The organism is Aeromonas rivuli, from assembly GCF_020149575.1.
In the GTDB taxonomy this organism is placed as follows: domain Bacteria; phylum Pseudomonadota; class Gammaproteobacteria; order Enterobacterales; family Aeromonadaceae; genus Aeromonas; species Aeromonas rivuli.
Genome location: NZ_CP079742.1, coordinates 102,501 through 119,690, shown reverse-complemented (window position 1 = coordinate 119,690; position 17,190 = coordinate 102,501). Strand labels below are relative to the sequence as shown.

Sequence of the window (17,190 nt, the reverse complement as noted above, 5' to 3'; positions counted from 1 at the left end):
GGCTCAATCCCCCATAAAAAAACGCCCGCCGGTTTGCACCGGCGGGCGTTTTATCAGGGTCAGGGCAATCAGTCTTTCTTGGCGAGCAAGAATTTCACCAGCTGATTGAACTGCTCCTGGGAGGTGATGGATTCAATCTTCACCATGTACTTGCCGTTGACCAGGAAGGCCGGTACGCCACGCACGTTGTAGGTCTCGGTGTTGCGATCGAACTGGGAGACCATGCCGGAGACGGCGAAGCTGTCCACGGCACCGGTGAACTCTTCGGCCGGTACACCGTTGTCGACGAAGATTTTCTCCACATCGTTGCGGCTCTGGGGCACCTGACGCTTGACGTGGATGGCATCGAAGATGGCTGGGGTCAGCTTCTCTTCAGCCTTGAGCAGATTGGCAACCGCATAGGCGCGCTGCAGCTCGGGGCCCATCTCGCGACCCAGGAAGGCGACCGGGTTCTTCTTCAGGGTCACCCCTTCCGGCAGGCTCTTCTGCAGATCGTCCACGATCGGCTCGAACTTGAAGCAGTGAGGGCAGAAGTAGGAGAAGAACTCCATGACCTCAGGCTGAGCACTGCCAGTCTGTTTGACTACCTCATAGTTGACGCCTTCCTTGAACTCAGGGGCGGCGTGAACCATGGGTATCATCAGCATGGCAGCAAGAAAGCACAGTATTTTTTTCATGATGTTTCCTGTTAAGGGGAAGCAGTGAGGCACGCCCGGAGAACCGAAGCAGACCAAGCCTATTGCGTCCCCCTCCCGGCGTCAATGGCAAAGGAGGGGGGCCGCAGGGCAAGCCCTGTCATGATGCGGCACTATGGCAATCGCCGGCTCAGGCGTCACCAACCCGGTGTCAGGGTCAGGGGAGGCGCACTCAGGGCCGCCAACTGCTCATGCAGGCTGGCGATCTGGCTGCGCCAGTAGTGCTCGGTATTGAACCAGGGGAAGTGGCGGGGGAAGGCCGGATCCTCCCAGCGCCGTGCCAGCCACCCCATGTAGTGCACCATGCGCATGGCGCGCAGGGGCTCTATCAGCGCCAGTTCACGGTGGTCAAATTCCATGAACTCCTCATAACCGGCCAACAGGGTATCGAGCTGGATAAGCTGCTCGCTACGCTCCCCCGAGAGCAGCATCCAGAGATCCTGAATGGCGGGCCCGGTGCGGCTGTCGTCGAGATCGACGAACATGGGGCCATCGCGCCAGAGAATATTGCCCGGGTGGCAGTCGCCGTGCAGGGCTATCTGCGCCACATCGAGGCGCAGGGCATCGGTCACATGCTTGGTCAGCTCGTCGAGCAGGCCGAAGAACTCCCGGGCCAGACCGCTCGGCAACCACTCCCCCTCCGCCAGCAGGGCACGCGGCTCATGGAGCATGCTCTCTACATCGAGGCGAACCCGGTGCTGGAAGGGGCGAGTGGCGCCGATGCTGTGGATACGGCCCAGGTAGCGGCCCACCCACTCCAGTTGCTCCAGATTATCCACCTCGAACTGGCGCCCACCAACGCTATGCCAGATGGCGAAACCGTAGCCCTGATGCTCGAGCAGCGTCTCCCCCGCGAAGGCGATGGGAGCCGCCACCGGGATCTCGGCCTCGTTCAGGGCGGCGGCAAAGCCATGCTCCTCCAGGATCTGGGCCCGGCTCCAGCGCCCTGGCCGGTAGAACTTCACCACATAGCGGCGCCGATCCTCATCCTGAAACTGGTAGACCCGATTTTCATAGCTGTTGAGCTCGATGAGACCGGAATCGACACGCAGACCACTGAGGTCCAGGGCATCCAGGATGAGATCGGGATTGAGGTCGGAATAGTTGAAACGCATGAGATCCACCATGAGAAAGGGGCGCCGATGCGCCCCATTCTATCATTACCCCGGCAAATGATTGGCGAAACTGGCCCGCCATTTGCGTCATATCATCCTCACAATCGGCTGATGAACTTGCTGGCCTGACGCAGCTCTGCCTTGCCATCATCAGGGGCCGCATCGGCCCGCCTGAGCACGAACTGGATATCCAGGGTCGGCCGTTTCAGGTTGTAGGGATCCACGGCCAGGCTGATGGGCAGGGTATAGATCTCGCCAGCCTTCAGAGTCACCTCCCGCGGACCGAACCACTGGTGCTCGGGCAGCCCCTCCACATCCAGCTCGAAGACCTGGGCATGGAGGGTCTTGTTGAGGATCTTGAGGGTATAGGTGTTCTCTATCAGACCCTCACTGTTCTCGCGGAACAGCTGGTTGCGATCCCGGATGATGTCGAGCCCCATGGGCATGATGGACATGGCGTTGTAGGCGAACACCCCCAACATGATCACCATCACCAGGCCATAGCCCAGCAGCTTGGGCCGCGCCACATGGGTGCTGTCGTGCTCCAGCTTGTGCTCCGTGGTGTAGCTGATCAGCCCCTTCTCGTAGCCCATGCGCTCCATGGTGTTATCACAGGCATCGACGCAGGCGCCGCAGTTGATGCACTCGTATTGCAAGCCGTCACGGATATCGATGCCGGTCGGGCAGACCTGCACGCAGAGATCACAGTCGATGCAATCCCCCAGGCCCAGGGTCTTGGGATCCACCTTGCGGGGACGGGGACCCCGGTTCTCGCCGCGCTTGGTGTCATAACCGACGATGAAGGTGTCCTTGTCGAACATGGCGGACTGGAAGCGGGAATAGGGGCACATGTGGATGCACATGATGGCGCGCATCCAGCCCGCGTTGCCATAGGTGCAGGCGGCGAAGAAGATGACCCAGAAGGCAACCCAGCCGGAGGCTGAAGCGGTGAAAAACTCGGGTATCAGCGCAGTGGCATCCTGGAAGTAGGCCACGAAGGTCAGCCCGGTGCCGAGCGACAGCAGGATCCAGGCCAGGTGCTTGGCGCCTTTGCGCAGCAGCTTGTCCGTATTCCAGGGGGACGCGTCCAGCTTGCGGCGCTTGTTGGCCGAGCCCTCGAACTTCTCTTCAAACCAGATGAACATGAAGGTCCACACCGTCTGCGGGCAGAGATAGCCACACCAGACCCGCCCCAGGAAGGTGGTCACGAAGAAGAGGGCGAAGGCGGCAATCATGAACACCCAGGCGAGCAGGGTGAGATCCTGAGGCCAGATGGTGGCGCCGAAGATATGGAACTGCTGGTTGCCGATATCGAACAAGATGGCCTGTCGGCCGTCATAACGCAGCCAGGGCAGGGCGACGAAGAGCACCATGAAGAACCAGCCCATCAGCTTGCGCAATCGCTGCCAGCGGCCAGTCTGGGCCCGCACATAGATACGATTGCCCGGATTGAACCTGTCGTCGCTCGACTTGAAGGCATTCGGGTTGAAGCTCCCGGTCACGCCTGTGTCGGTGACATCCTTGATGTCGATCTTCTCCTGGTCGGCCATTGCTACCCATCACTCCAGTAATTGTTATGGCGCGGATTATATCTTAAACAGCCTGCTAACAGTGTGGGTTTGATCTGTTGAATATTGGAGCGCTGTCGCAATTTTCAGCAACAAAAAAGGCCCATTGCCAGTTGACCATGCGCCTTTCTTTCAGATTCTCTTGAAACCCGACCCTGCGAGCCAGGTCGAGCGGGGATCACTTGATGCCACGCGCCTTGAGCAGGGCTTCTTTGAAGTCTGGCACGCTGTCCTTGGCCAGACCCGGGATCATCGCCTGCTTGTCGGCATCGCGCATCTTGAGGTGGTAGATCAGCATGTCATCGGTCAGCTCGGAGAGCGAGCCCTTGAAGCCAGCCTCTTCGGCCAGCTTGGCCACGAATTGCACCAGGCTGAGATCCTGCTCCTTGACCCAGGCGGGTTGCAGTAGCTCGAGCAGCTCTTCGATACGATGACATTGCATAGACGACCTCTTTATCTGTCAGTAATGAGTCAAGCCACCTTACCCATCAAGGCGACTTCGATCCGATCCCGGCCATTATGCTTGGCCTGATAGAGGGCCGCATCCGCTTTCTGCACTAAATCCGTAATTTCGAAGTGGTTATCCGGCACCAGGGTTGCCACCCCGAAGCTGCAGCTCACCTGGCCAGAGACCAGCGACTTCTGATGGGGGATCTGGATCTGCTTGAGGGCATCACGCACCTGCTGAGCCACCTGCAAGGCGCCTTGCATGCTGGTGCAAGGCAGCAAGAGGGCAAACTCCTCCCCCCCATAACGAGCAGCCAGATCATCTTCGCGGCGCGGCACCTTGCCGAGCAGGGCTGCAACCTGTTGCAGACACTCATCACCGGACTGATGGCCGTAGTGATCGTTGAATTGCTTGAAATAATCCACGTCTATCAGCACCAGGGAGAGTGGCGCCTGAGCCCGATGACAACGGCGCCACGCCTTGGCCAGACAGTGATCCAGATGGGCGCGATTCGCGATGCCAGTCAAACCGTCACGGCGCGAGGTGAGCTTGAGATGTTCCGAGACAATCTTGAGTTCGGCGACCAGATTGGCATTGGAAAAACGATGATAGAGGGAGGTGGCCTGATCCCGGCGCAGACGGCGCAGCAGGGTCGGCAGGAACACAAACAGATAGCCCGAGAGCATGCAGGCGACGATCCGCTCCTGCTCATTGCCCTGCGCCAGCTCGAACAAGATGGCGAGTCCCAGGGGCAACATGGCGCCATAGAAGGCACGTCGGCTACCAAACAACATGATGGCGCTGCCGGTCAGGATCAGGCTGGTCAGCATCATCATGGCGGCGCGATAGGCGTCGGGCAGCTGACCCATATAGAGCAATACGCCGAGGGCCCAGACGATGGAGGTGATGGTCACCCCGATGAACAGCTCCCGCTCGAGCAGGGCCAGGGGGGTAGTATCGAGCCGGGACTGACGCCAGCGCAGGTGCCATCCCCGGCCACAGAGCGTCAACAGCACCATGCCCAGCCAGGTCAGCGCCTCGATGGCGGGCAGGTAATCATGGAACAGCAGCGCCCATCCCAGGGCCAACAGCGCCAGACAGGGCAGACTGAACGAGGCATGGGTATAGAGCTGAGCCATGATGGCTTGCCTGACCTGTCGTGTCACACTCTGGCTCAAGGGGAAGGTACTCCATTTGCGATGGCCGCATAGTCTATCCCAGCCCCCGGCAGCCAACAACAAACGGCCAGTTATTAACCACTCAGTCAGTCAAGGCCGCTGCCAGCGCAGTCTAATTCTCAACAAAATACATAACAATCAACATTTTAACTACATGTCGTCCCAGGTGATGGCTCACCCCTTCTCCAGTTCGTCGAGGATGGGACAATCGGGTCTGTCATCCCCGTGACAGCAGGTCACCAGACCCTCCAGGCTGGTCAGCATGGCCTGCAGCCCCTTGATGCGATCGCGCAGATCGACGATCTTCTCCTGAGCCAGCTTCTTCACCTGAGCACTGCTTCTGTGCTTGTCGCGATAGAGCGCCAGCAACTCCTGACACTCCTCCAGGTTGAAGCCGGTCTCCCGCGCTCGCTTGACGAAATGCAGCTCGCGCACCGTCTCCTCCCCATAGCTGCGATAGCCGTTATCGCTGCGCTGAGGGGGGGTGATAAGGTCAATGCTCTCGTAATAACGGATGGTCTTGGCACTGAGGCCTGTGGCCTGAGCGGCCTTGCTGATATTCATGACTGACTCCTGATTGCCGGCTGCGCCACTGGCGGCCGGCGTACTGTTGCAACATCGAACGAGCAGGCCGGGTCATCCCCCGCCCCATCGTCACTGTGTTCACCCAAACATGTAAGCTGCACTGTCACGCGGCTCAGCGTGATGCCCGCCCGGCCTTGGGCTGCCAACGCTTGAGCAAGAGCGAGTTGCTCAGCACCATCACGCTGCTCAGGGCCATGGCCGCCCCTGCCAGTTCGGGGCTCAGATAACCCAGCGCCGCCAGGGGAATGCCGATCACGTTGAAGGCGAAGGCCCAGAACAGGTTCTGGCGTATGGTGCGCCAGGTGGCCGCCGAGATGTCGATGGCATCGGCAACCAGCCGTGGATCCGCTCGCATCAGGGTGATGGAGGCCGTCTCCATCGCCACATCCGATCCCGACCCCATGGCAATGCCAACATCGGCCGCGGCCAGCGCGGGGGCATCGTTCACCCCGTCCCCCACCATGGCCACCAACCCCTGGACCTGCTCACGCAGCGCCTCAACCTTGGCCACCTTGCCATCCGGCAGGACGGAGTCGAAGGCCCCGGTCAGCCCCAACTTGGCGGCGATATGTGCCACGGGAGCCGCGGCATCGCCACTGACCAGCCAACTCTCGATGCCCCGTGATGCCAGCTCGGCGACCGCCGGCCGGCTCTCGGGGCGCAGCTTGTCTGCCAGCACCGCTACCCCGGCCAGGGTATTATCGATGGCGACCCAGACCCGGGTCGCCCCATCCAGACTCTCGGGCACTTCGACCACCAGCCCCAGGGTCGCCATCAACGCAGGATTGCCAATCGCGACCCTGTGCCCCTCGACCCCCCCCTGAATACCGGCCCCGATCCGCACCTCGACCTCTCGGGGATCGGGCAGCGCCAGCTCGCCTTGCGTCTCGACCATGGCCCGGGCCAGGGGATGTTCGCTCGCCTGTTGCAGGGCCGCCGCCAGCCGCAGGGAGTCCGCATCACCACTCCAGCTCTGCAGCACTGGCCTGCCTTCGGTCAGGGTGCCCGTCTTGTCGAAGATGAGCGCCTTGATGGCATGGGCCTTCTGCAGGGTATCCACGTCCTTGATCAGTATGCCGTGACGCGCAGCCACCCCGGTGCCGGTCACTATGGCGGCTGGCGTGGCCAACCCCAGGGCGCAGGGGCAGGCAATGACCAGCACCGCCACCGCCGCCAACAGGGCCTGACCAAAGTCACCTGCCCACACCCACCACAGCAGCAGGGTGAGCAGGGCAATCACCATCACCACCGGCACGAACACGGCCGAGACGCGATCGACCAGCTGCTGCAATGGCGCCTTGCCCATCTGGGCGCGCTCGACCAGGGCGATGATCTTGCTGAGGCTGGAGTCCTCACCCACAGTGGTGGCCTGGATGGTCAACACCCCGGAACCATTGATGGCGCCGCCCAGCACCGCATCGCCAACCCCCCGCAGCACCGGCATGCTCTCACCGGTGAGGATGGATTCGTCCAGCTCGCTGCTCCCCTGGATGATGCGACCATCCACCGGCACCCGCTCACCGACCAGCACCCGCAGCGTGTCCCCTCGCAACACCTCGTCCACGGAGACGCTGACCCACTCCTCCCCCCGTAACAGGGTTGCAGTATCGGGCCTCAGCGCCATCAGCTCGCGGATGGCTGACTGGGTGCTGCGCCGGGCGCGGGTCTCGAGCAGCTTGCCCAGCGAGATGAGGGTGATGATAAGGGCGCTCGCCTCGAAATAGAGGTGGCCAGAAGCCTCGGCCCCCAGACTCAACCAGAGGTAGAGGCTATAGAAATACGCGGCGCTGGTACCGGTCGCGACCAGTACATCCATGTTGGCGGCCTTGTTTTTCAACGCCAGCCAGGCCCCACGATAGAAGCGCGCCCCTATCCAGAACTGCACCGGGGTCGCCAGCGCCCACTCGGCCCAGGCGGGCAGATGCCAGCTCAACAAGCCTGCCATGGTGAACATCCCCATGAGCAGCGGCAGGGTCAACAGGGCGGCGATCACCACCTGACCCAGCGCCCGCTTCGCCTCTGTGCGCTCCTGTGCCTCCCGGGCCTGCAACTGTTGCTGGCGCGAGGTCACGCTGCCGCGTACCAGTTCGGCACCAAAGCCCAACGCCACTATCTGATCCCGCACCGCGGCCGGGCTCAGCAAGCCGGGCAGCAGCCTGAGCCGAGCCAGTTCGGTGGCGAAGTTGACCTCGGCCGACTCTATGCCCGGCAGCGCCGCGAGGGCACGCTCGATGCGGCTGGCACAGGCGGCGCAGCTCATGCCGCTCACCTGAAAATCGACTCCCTCGCTTGGCACCTCATAGCCTTGCTGGCGAATGCTCGCCACGACTTCGGGTAGTTGCGTCTCGCTCTGCAGTGCCACGGCGGCCTGCTCCAGGGCGAAATTGACACTGGCCTCGACACCGTCGATCCGGTTAAGTGCCGTTCCTATGCGGCTGGCACAGTTGGCACAACTCATGCCGCGGATCGGCACCTGGATGGATATGGTCATGATAAGCCTCCTGCGACTCACTGTGCAGCAACCTTAACCTTTACTGTAAGGGGAAGCTCAAGCATAAAAAATAACGAGGCAAAGCCTCGTCATCGAAATACGCATCTCCTCGCCCCAACTGCCGGGGTTATCGCTCAGACCAGGTGACGAGCCACCCGGTTGAGCAGCGGACGAGCCAGCAGATAGCCGCCGAGCATGGCGCCCATGACCGCCAGTACTCGCACATCGAGGGAGGGGCTCAGGCGGGCGACCAACAGTGTCAACAGGCCAATGAGACCGGTGGCTATCAGGCTAAGGGCAAACAGGGACAGGGTGGATTTCATATCAATCTCCTCGGGCGTGGCCATCCATGGGAGACCTGGATCCTTGTGGTCAAAGCGTAACCACGCCAGGCTGGACTCACGCTGATCTGGCGCAATAAATGTGCAAACGGACCCACCCTGACCCGATCCCCAACGACACAAGCCGGATAAAAGATGAGCAGGCTCAATGCCACCGCCACAGGGCTGGCTCATAATTCGGGGGTTTTGAATGTAAACTGGGTGCGGCCAGGGCGAGACACTCTGTTACATGAGTCCACTCACCGGCTCGGTATACTAACCACAATAATAAGGTTTGGCGGGAACCTTGCCTGCAAGGTTCAAATACAATTTGGAATCTCAGGAATCCTATGAAAAATATCAATCCAACCCGGACCCAGGCCTGGCAGGCTCTGGATGCTCACTTCGCCGCAGAGGGCAAGATGCAGCTCAAGGAGCTGTTTGCCAAGGATGCCAAGCGCTTTGACAGGTTCTCCCTCACCTTTGGCGGCGACATCCTGGTCGACTACTCCAAGAACCTGATCACCGAGCAGACTCTCAAGCTGCTGATTGATCTGGCCAAAGAGACTGACCTTCGCAGTGCCATCGATGCCATGTTCAACGGCGACAAGATCAACCAGACCGAGGGCCGTGCCGTGCTGCACACCGCCCTGCGCAACCGCTCCGATCGCCCGATTGAGTGCGACGGCAAGGATGTGATGCCGGAAGTGAACGCCGTGCTGGCCAAGATGAAAGCCTTCTGTGACAAGGTCATCGCCGGCGAGTGGAAGGGCTATACCGGCAAGGCAATCCAGCATGTGGTCAATATTGGTATCGGCGGTTCGGATCTGGGCCCGGTGATGATCACCGAGGCGCTGCGTCCCTTCAAAAACCACCTGCAGATGCATTTTGTCTCCAACGTCGATGGCACCCACATCGCCGAGACCCTCAAGCAGATCGATCCGGAAACCACCCTGTTCCTGGTGGCCTCCAAGACCTTCACCACCCAAGAAACCATGACCAACGCCCTGAGCGCCCGGGACTGGTTCATCAACATCGCCGGTGACAAGGCCCACGTGGCCAAACACTTCGCCGCCCTCTCCACCAACGGCAAGGCCGTGGCCGAGTTCGGCATCGACACCGACAACATGTTCGAATTCTGGGACTGGGTCGGCGGCCGCTACTCCTCCTGGTCTGCCATCGGCATGCCCATCGCCCTCTCCCTCGGTTTCGAGCACTTCGAGGCCCTGCTGCAAGGCGCCTTCGAAATGGACATGCACTTCGCCACCGCCTCCTATGAGCAGAACGTGCCTGTGCTGCTGGCGCTGATCGGCCTCTGGTACAACAACTTCCATGGCGCCGAGTCCGAGGCCATCCTGCCCTACGATCAGTACATGCATCGCTTCCCCGCCTACTTCCAGCAGGGCAACATGGAATCCAACGGCAAGTACGTGGATCGCGATGGCAACAAGGTCGACTATCAGACAGGCCCCATCATCTGGGGTGAGCCGGGCACCAACGGCCAGCACGCCTTCTACCAGCTGATCCACCAAGGCACCAAGCTGATCCCTTGTGATTTCCTGGCGCCGGCCATCAGCCACAACCCTATCGGTGACCATCACCCGAAACTGCTGGCCAACTTCTTCGCCCAGACCGAGGCCCTGGCCTTTGGCAAGCATCAGGATCAGGTGATTGGCGAACTGCTGGCCGCGGGCAAGAGCCAGGCGGAGGCGCAAGCCTTGGCCCCCTTCAAGGTGTTTGAAGGCAACCGCCCGACCAACAGCATACTGTTCAAGAGCCTGACCCCGAAGACGCTGGGTAGCCTGATCGCCATGTACGAACACAAAATCTTCGTGCAAGGCGCAATCTGGAACATCTTCAGCTTCGACCAGTGGGGGGTAGAGCTCGGCAAACAGCTCGCCAACCAGATCCTGCCTGAGCTGAGCGGCGACAGTGCCGTCACCAGCCACGACAGCTCGACCAATGGTCTGATCAACACCTGGAAAGCCTGGAAGGCCTGATGTCCCGGCGTTGACTGCATGCAAAAGCCCCGCTCATCGAGCGGGGCTTTTTATTGGCACTGATACTGTGCTGATCGGGTGTCCAGGCCAGTCAGCGGGCAGGAGTCGTCACCCCCACCCTGAAGAAGCTTAGCCGCCGACGGCGATACGCTTCATGTCTTTCATATAACCGCGCAGCACATGGCCGATCTGTTCGATCGGATGGTTGCGGGTCGCCTCGTTCGCGGCCAGCAGCGCCAGGTTATCGACGCTCTGGCTGTCAGCCTTGCTGGCACCCAGATCACCGGCCTGCAGGGTCGGCATGAAGTGTTCGCGCAGCAGCGGCACGGCGGCGTTGGCAAACAGATAGTTACCGTATTCGGCGGTATCCGAGATGACCACGTTCATCTCATACAGACGCTTGCGGGCGACGGTGTTGGCGATGAGCGGCAGCTCGTGCAGGGATTCGTAGTAGGCGGACTCTTCATAGATGCCGGACGCGACCATGGTCTCGAACGCCAGCTCTACCCCCGCCTTGACCATGGCCACCATGACCACGCCGTTGTCGAAGTACTCCTGCTCGGCAATCTTGCCAGCAAACGCCGGGGCATTCTCGAAGGCGGACTTGCCGGTCTCTTCACGCCAGCCGAACAGCTTGGCATCGTCTTCGGCCCAGTCGGCCATCATGCCGCGGGAGAATTCGCCGCCGATGATGTCATCCATGTGCTTCTCGAACAGCGGGCGCATCAGGGTGCGCAGCTGCTCGGAGAGCTCGAAGGCACGCAGCTTGGCCGGGTTGGAGAGGCGGTCCATCATCAGGCTGATGCCACCCTGCTTCAGGGATTCGGTGATGGTCTCCCAACCGAACTGGATCAACTTGCCGGCGTAGGCTTTATCGGCGCCCTCGGCAACCAGCTTGTCGTAGCAGAGCAGGGAACCGGCCTGCAGCATGCCACAGAGGATGGTCTGCTCGCCCATCAGGTCGGATTTCACTTCCGCCACGAAGGAGGATTCCAGCACGCCGGCACGGTCGCCGCCGGTCGCAGAGGCCCATGCCTTGGCGATGGCCATGCCTTCGCCTTTAGGATCGTTCTCCGGGTGGACGGCAATCAGGGTCGGCACACCGAAACCACGCTTGTACTCTTCGCGTACTTCGGTGCCCGGGCACTTGGGCGCCACCATGACCACAGTGATGTCGGCGCGGATCTGCTGACCCTCTTCGACCACGTTGAAGCCGTGGGAGTAACCCAGGGTCGCGCCCTGTTTCATCAGCGGCATCACGGTTTTCACCACGTCGGCGTGCTGCTTGTCCGGGGTCAGGTTCAGCACCAGATCGGCGCTCGGGATCAGCTCTTCATAGGTACCGACCACGAAGCCGTTGTCGGTGGCTTTCTGCCAGGAGGCACGTTTCTCGGTGATGGCTGCCTTGCGCAGTGCGTAGGAAATATCCAGCCCGGAGTCACGCATGTTCAGGCCCTGGTTCAGGCCCTGGGCGCCACAGCCCACAATCACCACCTTCTTGCCCTTCAGTACCTGGCAGCCGTCGGCGAATTCGGCCCGTTGCATGAAACGACACTTGCCCAGCTGGGCCAGCTGCTGACGCAGGTTCAGGGTGTTGAAATAGTTAGCCATGGTGATTGCTCCGTTCAATTAATTCCAAGCCGCTATGGGCGTGATTCCGTGCCGCTATGGGCCTTGACCAAACCACTATAGCGCGGGACAGATATTGCCTGAACTGATATATTCGAAACAGTACGTTGCATAAATTGAAATGTTAACCTGCACTATCCCACGCCGTGTTTCCCTCTACAGCCATGTCTGGGAGACATTGTCCGCACCCTTATATTCGTCACCACAGGCCGACGCAGGAGTTGAAAGATGGATCTTCGTAATCTCGAGCTGTTTCTCCACCTCGCCGACAGCTTGCACTTTGGCAAGAGTGCCGATGCCATGGCGGTCAGCCCCTCCACCCTGAGCCGCGCCATCCAGCGCCTGGAGCAGGAAACCGGCTGCATCTTGTTCGAGCGGGACAACCGCAGCGTGCGGCTCACCCCAGCCGGGGAGAAGCTGCGCGAGTTCGGCGGCAATCTGATGCAGGAGTGGCGCAGGTTACGCCTGGAACTCAAGCGCAGTGACGAACCCCTGCAGGGGCGACTGCGGGTATTCTGCTCTGTCACCGCCAGCTACTTCCTGTTGCCCGATGTGCTGGAACGCTTCCGCCGTCGTTATCCTCAGCTCGAGATCAAGCTGGAGACCGGGGACCCGGCCCTGGCAGTCGACAAGATCCTCAGTGAAGAGGTCGACATCGCCATCGCCGCCCGCCCCGACGCCCTGCCCGCCAAGCTGGAATTTGCCAGCCTGCAGCAAGTGCCCCTGGTCTTTATCGCGCCGCGGGCCGCCCCCCAGCTCAGCCAGTGGTTCCGCCATGGCGAGCCGGACTGGGAGCGGTTGCCGCTCATCCTCTCCGAGCAGGGCCTGGCTCGCAAACGCTGCGATCAGTGGTTTCGCAACAAGGGCATCGCCCCCAACATCTATGCCGAGGTCGCAGGTAACGAGGGGATAGTCGCCATGGTGGCCCTTGGCTGTGGCGTGGGTCTGGTGCCCGCCGCCGTCATAGACCACAGCCCCATGGGGGAAAAGGTACGCATCGTCGAACCCAAGCCGGCCCTCAAGCCGTTTGATGTGGGCATGGGAGTGCTCAAGAAGCGGCTCGATGAGCCCCTGGTCAAGGCGTTTTGGGATACAGCCAAGGGCCAGCACAACTACGGTTAGCCTCTGCCTGGCCTGTGTGATGACAGATCTGACAGCTATCACCGTCCCCCCCTTTGACTACACTAGGCTCCCCTCACTCAAGGAGACCCAAGGAGTCGCCATGAAGGATCACCTCGTCGAAATCAGGAGCCCGGTGTTGTTTGAAGAGTACTTGCAGAGCATGGGCCTGCCCCGCGCCTGCCTGGAACAGGAGCAGGAGATCTATCGCCAGGACCGCCATCTGGCGGCGGTGCGCCTGATCAAGGGGGAGATGCGCTTCTATCTGATGGCTGCTGAACTCGGCAAGCGTTGATACCGCATCTGGTCACAGAACCCGCCCCTGAGACAGGTTAGACTGAGGCTCTGTGCCCAGCAACGGATGCCCTCATGAAACCCAGCGGCCTGGATCGTCTCTTTACCCCGCACTCCATCGCCGTGATCGGCGCCTCGAGCAATCCCCAGAAGGCGGGCCATGTGGTGATCCGCCACCTGCTGGCAGGTCAGTTCAAGGGGCCCATACTGCCGGTCAGCACCGATAGCCAGGCCATCGCCGGTGTGCTGGCCTATCCGGATGTGGCCAGCCTGCCGCTCGCGCCGGATCTTGCCATCATCTGTACCCGCCGCGAACGGGTGTTACCCCTGGTTGACGCTCTGGGTCAACGAGGGGCCGGCGCCGTCATCATACTGGCTGGCGACTTCAGCGACCAGGAGCGTGCCGAGCTGCAACGCTTGCGCCATCAGTACGGCATTCGCCTGCTCGGCCCCAACAGCATGGGCATGCTGCTGCCTGGCCAAGGCATCAATGCCAGCTTCTCCCCCATCGCCGCCAAGCCTGGTCAGGTCGCGTTTCTCTCCCAGTCTGCGGCGGTGAGCACCACCATTCTCGATTGGGCCAAGCAACATGAGGTCGGTTTCTCCGCCTTCATCTCCCTTGGGGATCACTGCGACATCGACTTTGGCCAACTGCTCGATCAGCTCTCCCGAGACGGCACAACCCGCGCCATCCTGCTCTACATGGACAAGCTGCATGATGCCCGCCACTTTCTCTCAGCGGCGCGAGCGGCCTCGCGCAACAAGCCCATCCTGGTGCTCAAGAGTGGTCGCCACGATCCGAGCCACGGCCTGGATAACGTCTATGACGCGGCCATTCGTCGCGCCGGCATGCTGCGGGTGCGCGACACCCACGAGCTGTTTGCCGCCGTGGAAACACTCAATCATTCGTTGCACCTCAAGGGGGAGCGGCTGGCCATCATCTCCAATGGCCGCGGCCTGGCCAATATGGCAGCCGATGTGCTGCAAGAGCGTGGTGGCAAGCTGGCGGCCGCCCCCCTCGACATCGGCAGCGACGCCGATATCCAGGCCTATCAGGATGCCCTCGACAACGTGCTGCAGGGGGATGAGGCCGATGCCATCTTGCTGATCCATGCCCCCTCCCTCACGGCTCGAGGCGTGGAGCTGGCCCGCAACCTCATCGATTACCTCAAGCAACACCCCAGAGCCAGACGCTTCAATCTGCTGACCAACTGGGCGGGGGAGTTCTCCGCCCAGGAGGGCAGGCGACTGTTCAACGAGGCGGGCATCCCCACCTATCGCACGCCCGAAAGTGCGGTCAACGCCTTTATGCACATGGTGGAATATCGCCGCAACCAGAAACAGTTGATGGAAACGCCCGCCTCCCTGCAGGGGGACAGAGTGGACTTGGCCCTCTGCAAGAAATTGATCCAGCAGGCCCTGAGCCGCAAACAGTACAGGTTGGATACCCATCTGGTGCAGCCCCTGCTGCAAGCGAGCGGACTGACCACCCTGCCCACCTGGATAGTCACCGATGCCATAGAGGCAACCCTGACCGCCGAGCAGATTGGCTACCCGGTAGCGGTCAAGTTGAGATCCCAAGACATAGCCCACAAATCATCGGTACACGGAGTCATGCTCAACCTGCGCACCTCAAGCGAGGTGGCCCAGGCCGCCGATGCCATCCTGGACCGAGTACGTCAGCATGATCCGGGCGCAAGGATCGAGGGGTTGCTGGTACAACGCATGGCCAGGCGGAGCGGGGGGCTGGAGTTGAGGATCCGCATTCAGCAGGATCCGGTATTTGGCCCCGTGATACTGCTGGGAGAGTCCGGGGCCGAGCCCCGGGAGATGGTGGCCGCCCTGCCCCCTCTCAATCAGGCTCTGGCCCGCTATCAAATAATCGAAGCCCTCAAGAGCCGCAAGATCAGGGAACAAGCGAGCCCGGAGCGACTCGATATCATGGCCCTGGCCCAGGTACTGTGTCAGCTTTCCGAGTTGCTGCTCGCCTTCCCCGAGATCCACGAGCTGGATCTCCACCCGCTGCAGGCCTGTGGCGACGAGATGGTGGTGCTCGATGCCAGCCTGATCCTCCATGACCAGCCGAGCGCAGCCAGTAGCACACTCGCCATACGACCCTATCCCACAGAGCTTGAAGAGGGGGCCTGGCTAAAAGATCGCAGCCATGTCCTGCTGCGCCCGATCCGTCCCGAAGACGAACCGGCCCATAAGCAGTTCGTATTGCAGGTCTCCGATGAGGACAGATACAAACGCTTCTTCGCCGACGTGGGAGAACTCGGTCATGAGGAGCTGGCCCGCATGACTCAAATCGATTACGACCGGGAGATGGCCTTCGTCGCGGTAGGGCAAGGGGGTGTCTTTGATCAGCAAATCCTGGGGGTGGTGCGTGCCATCTCCACCCCGGACAAGCGAGATGCCGAGTTCGCAATATTAGTCAGGTCAGATCTGAAAGGATTGGGGCTGGGCACCCTGCTGATGGAGAAGATCATCCGCTATGCCAAGGAGGCTCAGATAGGCCAGTTGTCCGGTATGACGATGCCCATCAACCAGGGCATGATCAAGCTCGCCAAGCGGCTCGGTTTTCGCATCGATATGCAGCTGGAAGAGGGGGTGGTGGAGATGCTGCTGCCGTGTGGCGAGTCAGGAGAATAAACCTAGCTCCCATCGGTTAGCTCAGCATGGCGGTCTGGCTCGGCAGATCCGCTGGCAAGCACCTGCCAGCCCGTTGAATGGGGGCGCCGATGTGCTGTCACAACACATTTCAGGCATGAAAAAAGCCCGCTCGTGAGAGCGGGCTTCAGGGTCTTGCTACCAGCCAAATGCGTCTGCATTTGTGGCCAATCACATTGCTGTGATCGTAATTAGGAGCCTGGCAGTGTCCTACTCTCGCATGGCGAATGCCACACTACCATCGGCGCTACCGCGTTTCACTTCTGAGTTCGGCATGGGATCAGGTGGGTCCACGGCGCTATGGCCGCCAGGCAAAAACTTCAATCTCGGAAAGCTGACGTGAGTAACGACTGATTGGCTATTGCCTGGTCGCTATCACTGAATTAGGTAAGTAGTCTCGCACTTGCTACAAGTCTCAGAACACTTCTTGGGTGTTGTATGGTTAAGCCTCACGGGTAATTAGTATGGGTTAGCTCAACACGTCGCCGCGCTTACACACCCCACCTATCAACGTTGTGGTCTCCAACGGCCCTTTAGGACCCTCAAGGGGTCAGGGATGACTCATCTCAGGGCTCGCTTCCCGCTTAGATGCTTTCAGCGGTTATCGATTCCGAACTTAGCTACCGGGCAGTGCCACTGGCGTGACAACCCGAACACCAGAGGTTCGTTCACTCCGGTCCTCTCGTACTAGGAGCAACTCCCTTCAATCATCCAACGCCCACGGCAGATAGGGACCGAACTGTCTCACGACGTTCTGAACCCAGCTCGCGTACCACTTTAAATGGCGAACAGCCATACCCTTGGGACCGACTTCAGCCCCAGGATGTGATGAGCCGACATCGAGGTGCCAAACACCGCCGTCGATATGAACTCTTGGGCGGTATCAGCCTGTTATCCCCGGAGTACCTTTTATCCGTTGAGCGATGGCCCTTCCATTCAGAACCACCGGATCACTATGACCTACTTTCGTACCTGCTCGACCTGTCCGTCTCGCAGTTAAGCTGGCTTATGCCATTGCACTAACCTCCTGATGTCCGACCAGGATTAGCCAACCTTCGTGCTCCTCCGTTACTCTTTG

General features: G+C 60.7%; 13 protein-coding genes and 2 rRNA genes (1 of these 15 cut by a window edge). 4 read left to right on the top strand and 11 right to left on the bottom strand.

The window, feature by feature from the left end; translation table 11 throughout:
* Positions 1–68: 68 nt before the first annotated feature.
* From KYK33_RS00510 to KYK33_RS00475, 8 genes are all read right to left on the bottom strand, one after another.
* Complete coding sequence (locus KYK33_RS00510) at positions 69–677, bottom strand: thiol:disulfide interchange protein DsbA/DsbL (RefSeq protein WP_042039847.1); 609 nt, start codon at positions 675–677, stop codon at positions 69–71.
* Between the two features lie 155 nt (positions 678–832).
* The gene (locus tag KYK33_RS00505) at positions 833–1,822 is read right to left on the bottom strand and encodes a serine/threonine protein kinase (protein ID WP_224431698.1); all 990 of its coding nucleotides are present in this window, start codon (positions 1,820–1,822) and stop codon (positions 833–835) included.
* A gap of 86 nt (positions 1,823–1,908) precedes the next feature.
* Positions 1,909–3,360 (bottom strand): cytochrome c oxidase accessory protein CcoG, encoded by a 1,452-nt coding sequence (gene ccoG / locus KYK33_RS00500; protein ID WP_224431697.1) that lies wholly within the window; start codon positions 3,358–3,360, stop codon positions 1,909–1,911.
* A gap of 196 nt (positions 3,361–3,556) precedes the next feature.
* The gene (locus KYK33_RS00495) at positions 3,557–3,820 is read right to left on the bottom strand and encodes a YihD family protein (RefSeq protein ID WP_042039844.1); all 264 of its coding nucleotides are present in this window, start codon (positions 3,818–3,820) and stop codon (positions 3,557–3,559) included.
* A gap of 29 nt (positions 3,821–3,849) precedes the next feature.
* Positions 3,850–5,004 (bottom strand): GGDEF domain-containing protein, encoded by a 1,155-nt coding sequence (locus KYK33_RS00490; protein ID WP_224431696.1) that lies wholly within the window; start codon positions 5,002–5,004, stop codon positions 3,850–3,852.
* Positions 5,005–5,178: 174 nt separating this feature from the next.
* On the bottom strand, positions 5,179–5,568 hold the full coding sequence (cueR, locus tag KYK33_RS00485; RefSeq protein ID WP_042039842.1) for a Cu(I)-responsive transcriptional regulator: 390 nt from the start codon (positions 5,566–5,568) through the stop codon (positions 5,179–5,181).
* 133 nt (positions 5,569–5,701) lie between these two features.
* Positions 5,702–8,080, bottom strand: a complete 2,379-nt coding sequence (locus tag KYK33_RS00480; protein WP_224431695.1) for a heavy metal translocating P-type ATPase — start codon at positions 8,078–8,080, stop codon at positions 5,702–5,704.
* Between the two features lie 134 nt (positions 8,081–8,214).
* Positions 8,215–8,403: a holin gene (locus KYK33_RS00475; protein ID WP_224431694.1), complete on the bottom strand. Its 189-nt coding sequence runs from the start codon at positions 8,401–8,403 to the stop codon at positions 8,215–8,217.
* Positions 8,404–8,750: 347 nt separating this feature from the next.
* On the opposite strand from KYK33_RS00475, the gene pgi reads away from it, so the two are divergent.
* A complete protein-coding gene (pgi, locus tag KYK33_RS00470; protein ID WP_224431693.1) occupies positions 8,751–10,400 on the top strand; it encodes a glucose-6-phosphate isomerase in 1,650 nt (549 codons plus the stop codon).
* Between the two features lie 129 nt (positions 10,401–10,529).
* Here the strand turns inward: pgi and ilvC are convergent, their stop codons facing one another.
* The gene (gene ilvC, locus KYK33_RS00465; protein ID WP_042039839.1) at positions 10,530–12,011 is read right to left on the bottom strand and encodes a ketol-acid reductoisomerase; all 1,482 of its coding nucleotides are present in this window, start codon (positions 12,009–12,011) and stop codon (positions 10,530–10,532) included.
* A 246-nt stretch (positions 12,012–12,257) separates the two neighbouring features.
* On the opposite strand from ilvC, the gene ilvY reads away from it, so the two are divergent.
* The 3 genes from ilvY (at position 12,258) to KYK33_RS00450 (ending at position 16,094) form a co-directional block, all read left to right on the top strand.
* A complete protein-coding gene (ilvY, locus tag KYK33_RS00460) occupies positions 12,258–13,151 on the top strand; it encodes an HTH-type transcriptional activator IlvY (RefSeq protein ID WP_042039838.1) in 894 nt (297 codons plus the stop codon).
* A gap of 100 nt (positions 13,152–13,251) precedes the next feature.
* Complete coding sequence (locus tag KYK33_RS00455) at positions 13,252–13,443, top strand: hypothetical protein (RefSeq protein WP_224431692.1); 192 nt, start codon at positions 13,252–13,254, stop codon at positions 13,441–13,443.
* A 74-nt stretch (positions 13,444–13,517) separates the two neighbouring features.
* Entirely contained in the window at positions 13,518–16,094 is a 2,577-nt protein-coding gene (locus tag KYK33_RS00450) for a bifunctional acetate--CoA ligase family protein/GNAT family N-acetyltransferase (protein ID WP_224431691.1), read from the top strand.
* Positions 16,095–16,309: 215 nt separating this feature from the next.
* Here KYK33_RS00450 and rrf read toward each other — a convergent pair.
* Both rrf and KYK33_RS00440 read right to left on the bottom strand, forming a co-directional pair.
* Positions 16,310–16,424, bottom strand: a 5S ribosomal RNA gene (gene rrf / locus KYK33_RS00445).
* 126 nt (positions 16,425–16,550) lie between these two features.
* A 23S ribosomal RNA gene (locus KYK33_RS00440) occupies positions 16,551–17,190 on the bottom strand; it runs 2,250 nt beyond the window's last position.

Excerpts from the sequence above, each read along its gene's own strand:
- cueR (WP_042039842.1), bottom strand. The coding sequence starts at position 5,568 with ATGAATATCAGCAAGGCCGCTCAGGCCACAGGCCTCAGTGCCAAGACC.
- KYK33_RS00505 (WP_224431698.1), bottom strand. The coding sequence starts at position 1,822 with ATGGTGGATCTCATGCGTTTCAACTATTCCGACCTCAATCCCGATCTC.
- KYK33_RS00475 (WP_224431694.1), bottom strand. The coding sequence starts at position 8,403 with ATGAAATCCACCCTGTCCCTGTTTGCCCTTAGCCTGATAGCCACCGGT.
- KYK33_RS00510 (WP_042039847.1), bottom strand. The coding sequence starts at position 677 with ATGAAAAAAATACTGTGCTTTCTTGCTGCCATGCTGATGATACCCATG.
- ilvY (WP_042039838.1), top strand. The coding sequence starts at position 12,258 with ATGGATCTTCGTAATCTCGAGCTGTTTCTCCACCTCGCCGACAGCTTG.
- ilvC (WP_042039839.1), bottom strand. The coding sequence starts at position 12,011 with ATGGCTAACTATTTCAACACCCTGAACCTGCGTCAGCAGCTGGCCCAG.
- KYK33_RS00480 (WP_224431695.1), bottom strand. The coding sequence starts at position 8,080 with ATGACCATATCCATCCAGGTGCCGATCCGCGGCATGAGTTGTGCCAAC.
- pgi (WP_224431693.1), top strand. The coding sequence starts at position 8,751 with ATGAAAAATATCAATCCAACCCGGACCCAGGCCTGGCAGGCTCTGGAT.
- KYK33_RS00450 (WP_224431691.1), top strand. The coding sequence starts at position 13,518 with ATGAAACCCAGCGGCCTGGATCGTCTCTTTACCCCGCACTCCATCGCC.
- ccoG (WP_224431697.1), bottom strand. The coding sequence starts at position 3,360 with ATGGCCGACCAGGAGAAGATCGACATCAAGGATGTCACCGACACAGGC.
- KYK33_RS00495 (WP_042039844.1), bottom strand. The coding sequence starts at position 3,820 with ATGCAATGTCATCGTATCGAAGAGCTGCTCGAGCTACTGCAACCCGCC.
- KYK33_RS00455 (WP_224431692.1), top strand. The coding sequence starts at position 13,252 with ATGAAGGATCACCTCGTCGAAATCAGGAGCCCGGTGTTGTTTGAAGAG.